Annotated in this window: 12 protein-coding genes and 3 tRNA genes; 14 read left to right on the forward strand and 1 reads right to left on the reverse strand. The window is 63.9% G+C overall.

Going from position 1 to position 13,757, the window contains the following annotated elements:
- Positions 1-17 precede the first annotated feature (17 nt).
- From C1704_RS11245 to tssA, 8 genes are all read left to right on the forward strand, one after another.
- Positions 18-104: transfer RNA gene (locus tag C1704_RS11245), tRNA-Leu, on the forward strand.
- 22 nt (positions 105-126) lie between these two features.
- The gene (tig, locus tag C1704_RS11250) at positions 127-1,434 is read left to right on the forward strand and encodes a trigger factor (RefSeq protein WP_104302827.1); all 1,308 of its coding nucleotides are present in this window, start codon (positions 127-129) and stop codon (positions 1,432-1,434) included.
- 161 nt (positions 1,435-1,595) lie between these two features.
- The gene (clpP, locus tag C1704_RS11255; RefSeq protein ID WP_104302828.1) at positions 1,596-2,210 is read left to right on the forward strand and encodes an ATP-dependent Clp endopeptidase proteolytic subunit ClpP; all 615 of its coding nucleotides are present in this window, start codon (positions 1,596-1,598) and stop codon (positions 2,208-2,210) included.
- A gap of 130 nt (positions 2,211-2,340) precedes the next feature.
- Positions 2,341-3,618: an ATP-dependent Clp protease ATP-binding subunit ClpX gene (clpX, locus tag C1704_RS11260; protein WP_104302829.1), complete on the forward strand. Its 1,278-nt coding sequence runs from the start codon at positions 2,341-2,343 to the stop codon at positions 3,616-3,618.
- An 83-nt stretch (positions 3,619-3,701) separates the two neighbouring features.
- Positions 3,702-6,119, forward strand: a complete 2,418-nt coding sequence (gene lon, locus C1704_RS11265) for an endopeptidase La (protein ID WP_104302830.1) — start codon at positions 3,702-3,704, stop codon at positions 6,117-6,119.
- Between the two features lie 122 nt (positions 6,120-6,241).
- Positions 6,242-6,317: transfer RNA gene (locus tag C1704_RS11270), tRNA-Gly, on the forward strand.
- Positions 6,318-6,432: 115 nt separating this feature from the next.
- Positions 6,433-6,506 (forward strand) — tRNA-Cys (locus C1704_RS11275).
- Positions 6,507-6,657: 151 nt separating this feature from the next.
- Positions 6,658-7,704: a type VI secretion system protein TssA gene (gene tssA, locus C1704_RS11280; RefSeq protein WP_104302831.1), complete on the forward strand. Its 1,047-nt coding sequence runs from the start codon at positions 6,658-6,660 to the stop codon at positions 7,702-7,704.
- Between the two features lie 55 nt (positions 7,705-7,759).
- Here tssA and C1704_RS11285 read toward each other — a convergent pair whose 3' ends face one another.
- Complete coding sequence (locus tag C1704_RS11285) at positions 7,760-8,245, reverse strand: fasciclin domain-containing protein (RefSeq protein WP_104302832.1); 486 nt, start codon at positions 8,243-8,245, stop codon at positions 7,760-7,762.
- 228 nt (positions 8,246-8,473) lie between these two features.
- Here C1704_RS11285 and pstS point away from each other — a divergent pair, with 228 nt between their 5' ends.
- The 6 genes from pstS (at position 8,474) to phoB (ending at position 13,751) form a co-directional block, all read left to right on the forward strand.
- The gene (gene pstS, locus C1704_RS11290; RefSeq protein ID WP_104302833.1) at positions 8,474-9,514 is read left to right on the forward strand and encodes a phosphate ABC transporter substrate-binding protein PstS; all 1,041 of its coding nucleotides are present in this window, start codon (positions 8,474-8,476) and stop codon (positions 9,512-9,514) included.
- Positions 9,515-9,664: 150 nt separating this feature from the next.
- Complete coding sequence (gene pstC, locus C1704_RS11295; protein WP_104302834.1) at positions 9,665-10,642, forward strand: phosphate ABC transporter permease PstC; 978 nt, start codon at positions 9,665-9,667, stop codon at positions 10,640-10,642.
- Positions 10,639-11,505: a phosphate ABC transporter permease PstA gene (gene pstA / locus C1704_RS11300; protein WP_104302835.1), complete on the forward strand. Its 867-nt coding sequence runs from the start codon at positions 10,639-10,641 to the stop codon at positions 11,503-11,505. The genes pstC and pstA overlap by 4 nt, the downstream gene beginning before the upstream one ends.
- Before the next feature lie 16 nt (positions 11,506-11,521).
- Positions 11,522-12,307 (forward strand): phosphate ABC transporter ATP-binding protein PstB, encoded by a 786-nt coding sequence (gene pstB, locus C1704_RS11305; RefSeq protein WP_104302836.1) that lies wholly within the window; start codon positions 11,522-11,524, stop codon positions 12,305-12,307.
- Positions 12,308-12,329: 22 nt separating this feature from the next.
- Positions 12,330-13,037, forward strand: a complete 708-nt coding sequence (gene phoU, locus C1704_RS11310) for a phosphate signaling complex protein PhoU (protein WP_104302837.1) — start codon at positions 12,330-12,332, stop codon at positions 13,035-13,037.
- A 15-nt stretch (positions 13,038-13,052) separates the two neighbouring features.
- Entirely contained in the window at positions 13,053-13,751 is a 699-nt protein-coding gene (gene phoB, locus C1704_RS11315) for a phosphate regulon transcriptional regulator PhoB (protein WP_104302838.1), read from the forward strand.
- Positions 13,752-13,757: the final 6 nt, after the last annotated feature.

Consider the following 13,757-nt stretch of genomic DNA (forward strand, 5'->3'; position numbering starts at 1 on the left):
CGCTCCCCTTTTGATTTGCGCGGGTGGCGAAATTGGTAGACGCACCAGGTTTAGGTCCTGACGCCAGCGATGGTGTGGGGGTTCGAGTCCCCCCCCGCGCACCACATTCAAACGAGAGAGATCACCATGGCCGTGACTGTTGAAACCCTCGACAAACTGGAACGCAAGATCACGCTGACGCTGTCGGCCGACGTCATCAAGAACGAGGTCGAATCCCGCCTCAAGCGCCTGGCTCGCACCGTGAAGGCCGATGGCTTCCGTCCCGGCAAGGTGCCCATGAGCATCGTCGCCCAGCGTTACGGTTTTTCCGTCCAGTACGAGGTGATGAACGACAAGGTCGGCGAAGCCTTCGCCAAGGCAGCCAACGAAGCCCAGCTGAAGGTGGCCGGAGCCCCGCGCATCACCGAAAAGGAAGGCGCTCCCGAGGGCGAACTGGCGTTCGACGCCACCTTCGAGGTTTACCCGGACGTCAAGATCGGCGATTTGGCAGGCACCGAAGTGGAGCGTGTTTCCACCGAAGTCACCGAGGCGGCCATTGACAAGACCGTCGACATCCTGCGCAAGCAGCGTCGCACGTTCCATCAGCGACCCGCCGCCGAGGCAGCCGCCGACGGTGACCGCGTCACCATCGACTTCGAGGGCAAGATCGATGGCGTCCCCTTCGAGGGTGGCAAGGCCGAAGGCTTCCAGTTCCTGCTCGGCGAGGGCCGCATGCTCGAAGCCTTCGAGAAGGCCGTGCGTGGCATGAAGGCCGGAGAGTCCAAGACCTTCCCGCTGAAGTTCCCCGACGACTACCACGGCAAGGACGTGGCCGGTAAGGAGGCCGACTTCCTGGTGACCCTGAAGAAGGTGGAGGCACAGCAACTGCCCGAGGTGAACGACGATTTCGCCAAGTCACTGGGCATTGCCGACGGCTCGGTGGACGCCTTGCGCGCCGACATCAAGAAGAACCTCGAGCGCGAGGTCAAGTTCCGCGTGCTGGCCCGCAACAAGGGCGCTGTGATGGACGCCCTGCTCAAGGTGGCGGAGCTCGATGTGCCCAAGTCTCTGGTGCAAGGCGAAGTCGAGCGCATGACCGAAGCGGCCCGCGCTGACCTCAAGGCCCGTGGCGTCAAGGATGCGGACAAGGCGCCGATCCCGGCCGAGATGTTCCAGCCCCAGGCCGAGCGCCGTGTTCGTCTGGGTCTGGTGGTGGCCGAGCTGGTCAAGACGAATGACCTCAAGGCCCAGCCCGACCAGATCAAGGCCCACATCGAAGAAATGGCCCAGAGCTACGAGAAACCCGAGGAGGTGGTGCGCTGGTACTACAGTGACATGCAACGCTTGGCCGAGGTCGAGGCGGTGGTGCTGGAGAACAACGTCACCGACTTCGTGCTGGCCCGCGCCAAGGTGGTGGACAAGGCCCTGCCGTTCGATGAACTGATGGGCGCCTGAGCTCGTCTGGTGCCTGCCACTCTCGGGGCGCTTCGCCGGTGGTGGCGGGCGCCCCGTTTCATTGTCCGGCCGCCCTCCGGCGAGGGCTTGGCCAAGCGGCCATAATCACCGTTGCATTGCAACGTCGTCTGCCTATCCTCCGCTTCGCAAGGATCGCCTTCATGAGCTCCCTGGACATCCAGAACCTGGGCATGGTGCCCATCGTCATCGAACAATCCGGCCGCGGCGAGCGCGCCTACGACATCTACAGCCGCCTGCTGCGCGAGCGGGTGGTCTTCCTCGTGGGGCCGGTGAACGACCAGACCGCCAACCTGGTGGTCGCCCAGCTGCTGTTCCTGGAGAGCGAAAACCCCGACAAGGACATCTCGCTCTACATCAACTCCCCGGGGGGCAGTGTGAGCGCGGGCATGTCCATCTTCGACACCATGCAGTTCATCAAGCCTGACGTGTCGACCCTGTGCATGGGCATGGCCGCCAGCATGGGAGCCTTCCTTCTGGCGGCGGGCGCCAAGGGCAAGCGCTTCGCGCTGCCCAATTCCAAGATCATGATCCACCAGCCTCTGGGGGGCGCCCAGGGACAGGCCACCGACATCGAGATCCATGCGCGCGAGATCCTCAAGACCCGCGAGCAACTCAACCGCATCCTGGCCGAGCGCACGGGTCAGAGCCTGGAGAAGATCCAGGCCGACACCGAGCGCGACTACTTCATGAGTGCCCCGGACGCCCAGGCCTACGGCCTGATCGACCGGGTGCTCGAGCGGCGCGAACAGAGCTGAACGCCGGGTGGGCCGCCCGTGGCGGTCGGTCTGAAAAACAGGACAGCAAACGGGGCCTTTCTACCCTCCCGGGCCCCGTTTTCTTTTGACTTATCATCCCAACGAAGCACCCCCAGTCGAGTCCCGAACCATGCCCGAGAAAAAAGGCTCTTCCAGCGAGAAAGTCTTGTACTGCTCCTTCTGCGGCAAGAGCCAGCACGAGGTGAAGAAGCTCATTGCCGGGCCGTCGGTCTTCATCTGCGACGAGTGCATCGACCTGTGCAACGACATCATTCGTGACGAAGTGCCGGCCGAGACCCCGGAAAACCGGTCCTCGCGCTCGGACCTGCCCACCCCGTCGGAAATCAAGGCCAGCCTGGACCAGTACGTGATCGGCCAGGACGCTGCCAAGCGCACGCTGTCGGTGGCCGTGTACAACCACTACAAGCGCCTGAAGCACATGGGTGCCCACGCCGGCAAGAAGGACGAGGTCGAGCTGGCCAAGAGCAACATCCTGCTCATCGGCCCGACCGGCTCGGGCAAGACCCTGCTGGCCCAGACCCTGGCGCGCCTGCTCAACGTCCCGTTCGTGATCGCCGATGCCACGACCCTGACCGAAGCCGGCTACGTGGGCGAGGACGTCGAGAACATCATTCAGAAGCTGCTGCAGAACTGCAACTACGAAGTCGAGCGCGCCCAGCGAGGCATCGTCTACATCGACGAGATCGACAAGATCTCGCGCAAGGCGGACAACCCCTCCATCACCCGAGACGTGTCGGGCGAGGGGGTCCAGCAGGCCCTGCTCAAGCTCATCGAAGGCACGATGGCCTCGGTGCCGCCCCAGGGTGGGCGCAAGCACCCGAACCAGGACTTCCTGCAGATCGACACGACCAACATCCTGTTCATCTGCGGCGGTGCCTTCGATGGCTTGGAAAAGGTGATCCAGAACCGCTCGGAGAAGTCTGGCATCGGGTTTGGCGCCAGCGTGAGGAGCAAGACCGAGCGCAAGCTGTCGGAGGTCTTCCGTGATGTCGAGCCCGAGGATCTCATCAAGTTCGGCCTGATTCCCGAACTGGTGGGCCGTCTGCCGGTGGTGGCCACTCTGGGTGAGCTCACCGAGGACGCCCTGGTGCAGATCCTGACCGAGCCCAAGAATGCGCTGGTGAAGCAGTACCAGAAGCTGTTCTCCATGGATGGCGTCGAGCTGGAAATCCGGCCATCCGCGCTCAACTCCATTGCTCGCAAGGCGCTGGCTCGCAAGACCGGCGCCCGAGGCCTGCGCTCCATCATGGAGCAGGCCCTGATCGACACGATGTTCGACCTGCCCGCCCTGGACGGCGTGGCCAAGGTGGTGGTGGATGAGCACACCATCGAGGAAGGTTCCAAGCCCCTGCTGGTCTATCGAGAGCAGGCCAAGGCGAGCGCCTGAAGGAGCGGGACCCACCCGACGGGTCCCGGTCTTGCAATTGAACTCTCGAGCCCCACATCCGGCTTGAGAAAGAGAGGTCTGAGATGTCTGGACATCCCGTTTTGCCCGCCGATCCCATCGAGCTGCCCCTGCTGCCGTTGCGTGACGTCGTGGTCTTCCCCCACATGGTCATCCCGCTGTTCGTGGGCCGGCCCAAGTCCATCAAGGCACTGGAATCGGCCATGGAGGCGGGCCGCCAGATCATGCTGGTGGCCCAGAAAGCCGCCGGCAAGGATGAGCCGCGCGCCGACGACATGTTCGAGGTGGGGTGTGTGTCGAGCATCCTGCAGATGCTCAAATTGCCGGACGGCACCGTGAAGGTGCTGGTCGAAGGTCTGCAACGCGCCACCACCGACAAGATCGACGACAGTGGCGAGCACTTCGTCGCCGTGGTGCGGCCGGTGCCCCCGGAGGCCGACTCCTCTCCCGAGATCGAGGCCCTGCGCCGCGCTGTGACCCAGCAGTTCGACCAGTACGTCAAGCTCAACAAGAAGATCCCGCCCGAGATCCTCACATCCATCGCAGGCATCGATGACGCCGGTCGTCTGGCCGACACCATCGCCGCCCACCTGCCGCTCAAGCTCGAGAACAAGCAGTCGGTGCTCGACCTGTTCTCGGTGTCCAGGCGCCTGGAGCGTCTGCTCGAGCAGCTCGAGCACGAAGTCGACATCCTGCAGGTGGAAAAGCGCATCCGCGGCCGCGTCAAGCGCCAGATGGAGAAAAGCCAGCGCGAGTACTACCTGAACGAGCAGGTCAAGGCCATCCAGAAGGAACTGGGCGAAGGCGAGGAGGGTGCTGACCTCGAAGAACTCGAGAAGAAGATCGCTGCCGCCCGCATGAGCAAGGAAGCCCGCAAGAAGGCCGAGGGCGAGCTCAAGAAACTCAAGCTGATGTCGCCCATGTCGGCCGAAGCGACCGTGGTGCGCAACTACATCGACACCCTGGTCAACCTGCCCTGGAGCAAGAAGAGCAAGGTCAAGCACGACCTCGTACATGCCGAGGAGGTCCTCAACGAAGATCACTACGGCCTGGAGAAGGTCAAGGAACGCATCCTCGAATACCTCGCAGTGCAGCAGCGGGTGGACAAGGTCAAGGCCCCCATCCTGTGCCTGGTGGGGCCTCCGGGCGTGGGCAAGACCTCGCTGGGCCAGTCGGTGGCGCGCGCCACGGGCCGCAAGTTCGTGCGCATGGCCCTGGGGGGCGTGCGTGACGAGGCCGAGATCCGTGGGCACCGGCGTACCTACATCGGCTCCATGCCGGGCAAGGTGCTGCAGAGTCTGAGCAAGGTCGGTGTGCGCAACCCGCTGTTTCTGCTCGATGAGATCGACAAGCTGGGCATGGACTTCCGCGGCGATCCGTCCTCGGCGCTGCTGGAGGTGCTCGACCCCGAGCAGAACCACACCTTCAGCGACCACTATGTCGAGGTCGATTTCGACCTGTCCGACGTGATGTTCGTGGCCACCTCGAACTCGCTGAACATCCCGCCGGCCTTGCTCGACCGGATGGAAGTGATCCGCCTGTCGGGGTATACCGAAGACGAGAAGGTCAACATCGCCCAACGTTATCTGCTACCCAAGCAGTGCAAGAACAACGGCGTGAAGGAAGAAGAGCTCGAGGTGACCGAATCGGCCATCCGAGGCATCATCCGCTACTACACCCGTGAGGCCGGCGTTCGCTCGCTCGAACGCGAGATCTCCAAGATCTGCCGCAAGGTGGTCAAGGGCCAGGCCCTGAAGAAGTACGACGGCAAGGTCGTCGTCACTGAGGACAACCTCAACGAATTCCTCGGTGTGCGCAAGTTCCAGTATGGCCGTGCCGAGCAGGAAAATCAGGTCGGACAGGTCGTGGGCTTGGCCTGGACCGAAGTCGGCGGCGACCTGCTCACCATCGAGGCGGCGGTGATGCCGGGCAAGGGCAACATCATCCGCACCGGCCAGCTGGGCGACGTGATGAAGGAGTCCGTCGAGGCGGCGCGTTCGGTGGTGCGCTCGCGTGCGCGGCGCCTGGGCATCAAGGATGAGATGTTCGACAAGCGCGACATCCACATCCACGTGCCCGATGGCGCCACGCCCAAGGATGGCCCGAGCGCTGGCATCGCGATGACCACGGCCATGGTGTCCGCGCTGACGGGCATCCCGGTGCGTGCCGACGTTGCCATGACGGGCGAGATCACCTTGCGCGGCGAAGTGACGGCCATTGGTGGCTTGAAGGAGAAGTTGCTGGCAGCTCACCGTGGTGGCATCAAGACGGTGCTGATTCCCGAGGAGAACGTCAAGGACCTGCAGGAGATCCCCGAGAACGTGAAGGATCAGCTCGAAATCGTGCCCGTGAAATGGATCGACAAGGTGCTCGAGACGGCGCTGGTGTCCAAGCCTGAGGCCCTCCCCGAAGAGGAGGCGGTGAAGGTCGAGACGGCGAAGGAAGCGCCAGCCGCTGGCAGTTCCGACGTGCTCACCCACTGAGGACGCCGATCTGTCAGCATCTGCCAAAGAGGGCTTGCACTACAGAAAAAATCTGGCATATAATGCGAGCTTCCGCGAAACGCTGAATGTTCTGAAAAACAGGCGGCGAATCAAGGAGCAATGCGGGAGTAGCTCAGTTGGTAGAGCGCAACCTTGCCAAGGTTGAGGTCGCGAGTTCGAGACTCGTCTCCCGCTCCAGATGCTGAAAGGGAAGCTTCTCAGATCTCCTCGATCCAGGCAGCTTCCCTTTTTCATTGGTAGCATTCGTTGCCGATGATCTGGCCCGGCGCAAGCCGCCGGACCCACCCCACAAGGCGGGGTAGCAAAGTGGTTATGCAGCGGCCTGCAAAGCCGTCCACGCCGGTTCGATTCCGGCCTCCGCCTCCATCCTCTTCCTTCTCTCTTCCTCTGTCGGCTCGGCCGCGCTGAGCTCGCCTCGCGCCCCCGCGCTTGAGGGTTCCGACGCAATTTGTAGCGTCTTGCGCCGCTGCCCTTCAGTATCCTGCGCGTCTCTGTGGAACAACCCCTGACCCTGCGCATGGACGCCTCCTTGCTCGCCCCCCTGTCTGAGACCCATCCTTGTGGCGACGATCTTTCGTTTTCTGGGCACTTCGACGCCATCCGGGAGATGCGACGTGAGGATGATCCCAGCCTCGATCAGGGGGCCTGGGTCACCACCTTGAAGGTGGCCGACTGGCCGGGCGTCGAGGCGCTGTGCGCGCAGTTGCTGCGCGAGCGCAGCAAGGATCTCAGGCTGGCGATGTGGTGGACCGAGGCGGCCGCCATGCAGCGCGGCTATGCCGGCTTGGCGGACGGGCTGGCGCTGTGTGCGTCGATGTGTGAGTTGCACTGGGAACACCTTCACCCCTTGCCTGAAGACGGTGATGCGTCCCAGCGCATCGGCAACCTGGCGTGGTTGCTCAACCGGGTGGTGGCGCTGTCGGCATCCTTGCCAATCAATGCGGCCCGTCACACGCTGCGAGACTTGGCCGCAGCGCGCCAGCTTCAGCAGCAGATGGAGCGGCGCCCCGAAGAGGCATCCCAAGCGGCCGAGGGGCGTCTGACGCTGGAGCAGGTGCAGCGCGCAGTGCGCGAGACGCCCGCAGAGCAACTTCTGGGTGCGGTGTCGTCGATACGTCGCTGTCTGGAGCAACTCGAGGTGCTGCAGCGGATCTGCGACGCCCAGCTGGGCGACGAAGGCCCCAGCTTTGCGGCTGCCCGCGAGGCTTTGGACGCCGCGGCAGACGACATGACGCGTCTGTGCCGCAGCGTGGGGCTCCACGGCGAGACCGCTGAGCAGGAGAAGGTCGAGGAGGCTGTTGCGACGGCTGCCCCGCCCAAGGCTGCGGCGCCTGCTGCGCATGGGCTGCACAGCCGGGAGCAGGCCCTGCAGCAGTTGCGCGAGGTGGCGGCGTTCTTCCGACGGACCGAACCTCACAGTCCCGTCGCTTACCTGGCCGACAAGGCTGCGCGTTGGGGCAACATGCCGCTGCATCAGTGGCTGCAGACGGTGCTGAAAGACCCCGGCGCCCTGGCGCATGTGGATGAGCTGCTTGGCGTGGAACGGGAGCACCCCGGCAGCTGAGCGGCTGGCCGGGGTCCGGAGGAGGGACGCGCCTCGAGAGGGCCGTCCTCTGGTGTCAACGGCGCGGCGGGATCAGCACACGGTCGATCACGTGCACGACGCCGTTCGTGGCGCTCACGTCGGCCTGGACCACCATGGCCTCCTCGACGGTCACGTAGGTGCCCGCCTTGGACAGGTTCAGTTCGGCGCCTTGCACCGTCTTGGCCTTGCCGGTCTTGACATCGGCGGCCATCACCTTGCCCGGCACGACGTGGTAGCGCAGCACGGCGGCCAGTTGATCCTTGTCCTTGGCCAGAGCGTCGAGCGTCGCCTTGGGCAAGGCCTGGAAGGCTTCGTTGGTCGGCGCAAACACGGTGAAGGGGCCCGGGCCGCGCAGGGTGTCGGCGAGGCCGGCGTCGTTGATCAGCTTGTTCAGGGTGGACAGCTGCGGCGTGGCTGCTGCAGTGTCGGCGATGGTTTTGGGCGCCGGCGAGGTGGCGCAGCCCGTGATCACCGCCAGGGACAGGGCGCTGGCGGCCAGCAACCAGGTACGTTTTTTCATGGAATCTCCTAAGAGGTTGTGTGCCCAGCCCCTGTGGGGCCGACAGCGCCGGGGAGCTTAGGCCGGCTTTGTGACGGTCCCGTGACCTTTCGGTGACAGTGGGCTGCGTGTGCGAAGCGGGTGAGGCTTGTGACATGCATGTCACGGTGATGTCACAAAGCCCGCCTACAGTGCGGCGCATTCCCGAGGCTGCGGTCTCCCTTCAAACCCTTGCTGAAAGGTGCTTTCATGAAGTTCTCCCTGTTCCGATCTGCCCTGGCCGTGACGGCCCTGGTGAGCGTGGCCACCGTGGCGCATGCCCAGGACGTGACCGGCGCGGGCGCCACCTTCCCGGCGCCGATCTACGCGAAGTGGGCCGACGCCTACAACAAGGCCACCGGCGCACGCATCAACTACCAGTCGGTCGGTTCGGGGGCTGGTATCCGGCAGATCACGGCCAAGACGGTGGACTTCGGCGCTTCGGACATGCCGCTCAAGGACGAAGACCTTGCGAAGAACGGCATGATCCAGTTCCCCACCGTGATCGGTGGCGTGGTGCCGGTGGTGAACATCCGTGGTATCCAGCCGGGCCAGATCCGCATGACGGGCCAGGTTCTGGGCGATATTTACCTGGGCAAGATCACCCGCTGGAATGATCCGGCGCTCACCTCGCTGAACCCGGGGGTGCCGCTGCCTGACACCCAGATCGCCGTGGTGCGCCGTGCTGACGGTTCGGGCACCACCTTCATCTTCACCAACTACCTCTCGAAAGTGAATGAAGAGTGGAAGACCCGCGTGGGTGAAGGCACGGCCGTGAACTGGCCGACGGGTGCCGGTGGCAAAGGCAATGAAGGTGTGTCGGCTTTCGTGCAGCGTCTGCCCAACTCGATTGGCTACGTCGAATATGCCTACGCCAAGCAGAACAAGATGTCGCATGTCCTGATGCGCAACAAGGATGGCGTGTACGTGGCGCCGGACGAGGCCAACTTCAAGGCGGCGGCTGCTGGAGCCCAGTGGGACAAGAGCTTCTACCAGATTCTGACGGAGCAGCCCGGCAAGGACACATGGCCCATCACCGGTGCCACCTTCATCCTGATGCACAAAGTGCAGGACAAGCCTCAGCAGGCGGTCAATGCTCTGAAGTTCTTCGACTGGGCCTACAGAAACGGCGATGCCATGGCCTCGGAGCTCGAGTACGTGGCGCTGCCCGAGTCGGTCAAGAACCTGGTGCGCAAGCAGTGGGCCGCCGAGCTGAAGGACGCCTCCGGCAAGGCCGTGTTCGCCAACTGAGCTGATGCAACTCCACGGCGCCGGGGCCCGATGCCGGCGGCGTCGTGAAGATCGACGTTTCGACGGGGGCCAGTGGGCCCCCTTTGCGCGAGAGCCGGAGGACCCGTGGCCGCTACACTTCCCGCTTCCCCCTACGATCAGACCAAGAAGATGGACAAGACCCATCCCGCGGGCGAACCTCCGCCGGTGCGACGCACCTCTCCCTGGGTGGACAAGGTGTTTTCCGTCCTGACGCACGGCGCGGCGATCACCACCCTCGGTCTGCTGGCCGGCATCATCGTCTCGCTCATCATCGGTGCCGCGCCGGCGATCGAAAAGTACGGCATCAGCTTCCTCTGGCGCAGCGAGTGGGACCCGGTCGAGGAGAACTTCGGCGGCCTGGTGATGATCTACGGCACGCTGATGACCTCCTTCATCGCGCTGGTCATCGCTGTGCCGGTGAGCTTCGGCATCGCGCTGTTCCTGACCGAGCTGTCGCCGAAGTGGCTGAAGCGCCCCCTGGGCACGGCCATCGAATTGCTGGCGGCGGTGCCTTCCATCGTTTACGGCATGTGGGGCCTGCTGGTCTTTGGCCCCATCCTGGCTACCTACGTGCAGCAGCCCTTGCAGGGGGCCTTTGGTGACGTGCCCTATCTGGGGGCGCTGTTCTCCGGTCCGCCGGTGGGCATCGGCATCCTGTCGGCCGGGATCATCCTGGCCATCATGATCATTCCGTTCATTGCGGCAGTGATGCGCGATGTGTTCGAGGTCACCCCGGCGCTGCTGAAGGAATCGGCCTATGGCCTGGGATCGACGACCTGGGAGGTGGTCTGGAAGGTGGTGCTGCCTTACACCAAGACGGGTGTGATCGGCGGCATCATGCTCGGCCTCGGGCGGGCGCTGGGCGAGACCATGGCGGTCACCTTCGTGATCGGCAACTTCAACCAGCTCAGCTCGCTGTCTCTGTTCGAGGCAGCCAACAGCATCACCTCGGCCCTGGCCAACGAGTTTGCGGAGGCCTCCGAGGGCCTGCACCAGGCCTCGCTCATCTACCTGGGTCTGGTGCTGTTCTTCATCACCTTCGTCGTGCTGGCGCTGTCGAAAGTCCTGCTGATGCAGCTGAAGAAGGGTGAAGGAGTGCGTTCATGAGTCTGGCAAGCTTCGATGCCGGCCGTCTGGCCATGCACCGCCGGCGCAAGATGGTCAACGCCATCGCGCTGACGCTGTCACTCGCCGCGATGGCCTTCGGCCTGGTCTGGCTGATCTGGATCCTGTTCGAGACCGTCCGGCTGGGCATCGGCGGCCTGGCGCTGTCGGTGTTCACTGAGATGACGCCGCCGCCGCTCGCGCAGACCGGGGGGCTGGCCAATGCCATCTTCGGCTCCATCGTCATGGTGTCCCTGGCCACGGCCCTGGGCACGCCCGTCGGCGTGCTGGCGGGCATCTATCTGGCCGAGTACGGCCAGCGCGGCTGGCTGGGAGCCGTCACCCGGTTCATCAACGACATCCTGCTCTCGGCGCCATCGATCGTCATCGGCCTGTTCATCTATGCGGTGGTGGTGGCCCAGGTGAAGTCGTTCTCGGCGATCGCGGGCATCCTGGCGCTGGCGCTGATCGTGATCCCCGTGGTGATCCGCACCACCGAGAACATGCTTGTGCTGATCCCCAACTCGCTGCGTGAAGCGGCGTATGCCCTGGGTACGCCGAAGTGGAAGGTCATCATGAGCGTCACGCTCAAGGCCTCCCGTGCGGGCGTGATCACGGGGGTGCTGCTCGCGCTGGCCCGCATCGCAGGCGAGACGGCGCCGCTGCTCTTCACCGCACTGTCGAACCAGTTCTGGACGTCGGACCTCACGCAGCCGATGGCGAGCCTGCCCGTGACGATCTTCAAGTTTGCGATGAGCCCCTACGAGAACTGGCAGAAGCTGGCGTGGACGGGCGTCTTCCTCATCACGCTGGGTGTGCTTGCGCTGAACATCCTGGCGCGCGTGCTCTTCCGCAACAAACACTGAAACCGAGAGGCTCCCCATGGACGCGAAAGTCGATGTGCCCGTGACCGAGAAGATCAAGCTCTCGGTGCGCAACCTGAACTTTTATTACGGCAAGTTCCATGCGCTGAAGAACATCAACCTCGAGATTCCCGAGAAGAAGGTGACGGCGTTCATCGGGCCCTCGGGCTGCGGCAAGTCCACTTTGCTGCGCACCTTCAATCGCATGTTCGAGCTCTATCCCGAACAGCGTGCGGAAGGGCAGATCCTGCTGGACGGGGAGGACATCCTGAAGTCCAAGCTGGACGTCTCGCTGATCCGGGCCAAGATCGGCATGGTGTTCCAGAAACCCACGCCTTTTCCGATGTCGATCTACGACAACATTGCCTTTGGCGTGCGTTTGTTCGAGAACCTGCCCCGGGTGGAGATGGATGAACGCGTGGAGTGGGCGCTCAAGAAGGCCGCGCTGTGGAATGAAGTCAAGGACAAACTGGAGCAAAGCGGTTCGGGCCTGTCCGGTGGCCAGCAGCAGCGTCTATGCATCGCCCGTGGGATCGCCATCAAGCCGGAGGTGTTGCTGCTTGACGAGCCCTGCTCGGCGCTGGACCCTATCTCCACCGGCAAGATCGAGGAGCTCATCCATGAGCTCAAGAATGACTACACGGTGATGATCGTGACCCACAACATGCAGCAGGCAGCCCGCTGCTCAGACTACACCGCCTACATGTACCTGGGCGATCTCATCGAATTCGGGGCCACTTCGGAGATCTTCATGAAGCCGAAGCAGAAGGACACCGAGGACTACATCACCGGCCGCTTCGGCTGAGCCGAACCCGACGGAGCACACCATGACTGAAAAGCATCTGTCCACCCAGTTTGACGCCGAACTTTCGGGCATCTCGACCCGGGTCCTGGAGATGGGCGGCCTGGTGGAGTCGCAGGTGGCCCAGGCCGTGTATGCCTTGGCCAACTTCAGTGGTGACACGGCCACCCAGGTTTTGTCCCTGGAGGAGCGAGTGAACCAGATGGAAGTGGAGATCGATCGTGATCTGTCCACGATCATCGCCCGACGCCAGCCCACGGCACGCGACTTGCGGCTGCTGATCGCCATCTCGAAGACCATCGGCAACCTGGAGCGTGTGGGTGACGAGGCCGCCCGCATTGCCCGCACCGTGCAGCGCCTGATCAACACGGGCGTGTTCAGCCGCCTGCGCCTGCCGGTGAGTGACGTGTCCTTCGAAGCGTCTCTGGCCACGGCTCAGTTGCGCAAGACGCTCGATGCATTCGCGCGCCTGGATGTGAACCAGGCCCTGGAAGTCATCAAGCAGGACAACCAGATCGACCAGGAATTCGATGGCCTGATGCGCAAGCTCATCACCTACATGATGGAAGACCCGCGCACCATCTCGGCGAGCATCGACCTGGTGTTCGTGGCCAAGGCCATCGAGCGGGTCGGCGACCACGCCAAGAACCTGGCCGAGCAGATCATCTACATCGTCAAGGGCACGGACGTGCGCCACGTGCCGATGGAAAGTGTCGAATCGGCCGTGCGCTGAAGAAGGGGAGGGTCCATGAGTCGAGTGCTGGTGGTCGAGGACGAGAGTGCGATCGCGGAGCTGATCTCGCTGAACCTGCGTCACGCGGGCTATGAGGTGACGGTGGCGGTCGATTCCACCCAGGCCGTCGCCGAGGTGGACCGTGTGCTCCCCGACCTGATCCTGCTGGACTGGATGCTGCCGGGCCACAGCGGCCTGAGCTTGGCCAAGCGCTGGCGCGGTGAGGCGAGGACCAAGGACGTCCCCATCATCATGCTGACCGCCCGAGGGGACGAGCCCGACCGGGTGGCGGGCCTGGATGCTGGCGCCGATGACTACCTGACCAAGCCGTTTTCCACCAATGAGCTGATGGCGCGTATCCGCGCCGTGCTGCGTCGCAAGGCCCCCGAGGCGCTGGACAGTGCGGTGGAAGTGGGCGGATTGCGCCTCGATCCAGGCACGCGGCGTGTGTCAAAGGGGCAGCAGGAGGTGAAGGTGGGTCCAACGGAGTTCCGCCTGCTGCACTTCTTCATGACGCACCCCGAGCGCGTGCACAGTCGGGCCCAGCTGCTCGACCGTGTCTGGGGCGACCACGTCTTCATCGAGGAGCGCACGGTGGATGTCCATGTGAAGCGGCTGCGCGAGGCGCTGGCACCGGTGCAGTGCTCCCAGATGATCGAGACCGTCCGCGGGGCGGGGTATCGGCTGACGCAGACGCAGCCCACCACGGCGTGACGCGCC

Origin of the sequence: Caldimonas caldifontis, from assembly GCF_002930615.1 — a bacterium.
GTDB classification, from domain to species: Bacteria; Pseudomonadota; Gammaproteobacteria; order Burkholderiales; family Burkholderiaceae_C; genus Caldimonas; species Caldimonas caldifontis.

Bases quoted from the DNA above. Each gene is read 5' to 3' on its own strand.
- tig (WP_104302827.1), top strand. From the start codon at position 127: ATGGCCGTGACTGTTGAAACCCTCGACAAACTGGAACGCAAGATCACG.
- clpP (WP_104302828.1), top strand. From the start codon at position 1,596: ATGAGCTCCCTGGACATCCAGAACCTGGGCATGGTGCCCATCGTCATC.
- clpX (WP_104302829.1), top strand. From the start codon at position 2,341: ATGCCCGAGAAAAAAGGCTCTTCCAGCGAGAAAGTCTTGTACTGCTCC.
- lon (WP_104302830.1), top strand. From the start codon at position 3,702: ATGTCTGGACATCCCGTTTTGCCCGCCGATCCCATCGAGCTGCCCCTG.
- tssA (WP_104302831.1), top strand. From the start codon at position 6,658: ATGGACGCCTCCTTGCTCGCCCCCCTGTCTGAGACCCATCCTTGTGGC.
- C1704_RS11285 (WP_104302832.1), bottom strand. From the start codon at position 8,245: ATGAAAAAACGTACCTGGTTGCTGGCCGCCAGCGCCCTGTCCCTGGCG.
- pstS (WP_104302833.1), top strand. From the start codon at position 8,474: ATGAAGTTCTCCCTGTTCCGATCTGCCCTGGCCGTGACGGCCCTGGTG.
- pstC (WP_104302834.1), top strand. From the start codon at position 9,665: ATGGACAAGACCCATCCCGCGGGCGAACCTCCGCCGGTGCGACGCACC.
- pstA (WP_104302835.1), top strand. From the start codon at position 10,639: ATGAGTCTGGCAAGCTTCGATGCCGGCCGTCTGGCCATGCACCGCCGG.
- pstB (WP_104302836.1), top strand. From the start codon at position 11,522: ATGGACGCGAAAGTCGATGTGCCCGTGACCGAGAAGATCAAGCTCTCG.
- phoU (WP_104302837.1), top strand. From the start codon at position 12,330: ATGACTGAAAAGCATCTGTCCACCCAGTTTGACGCCGAACTTTCGGGC.
- phoB (WP_104302838.1), top strand. From the start codon at position 13,053: ATGAGTCGAGTGCTGGTGGTCGAGGACGAGAGTGCGATCGCGGAGCTG.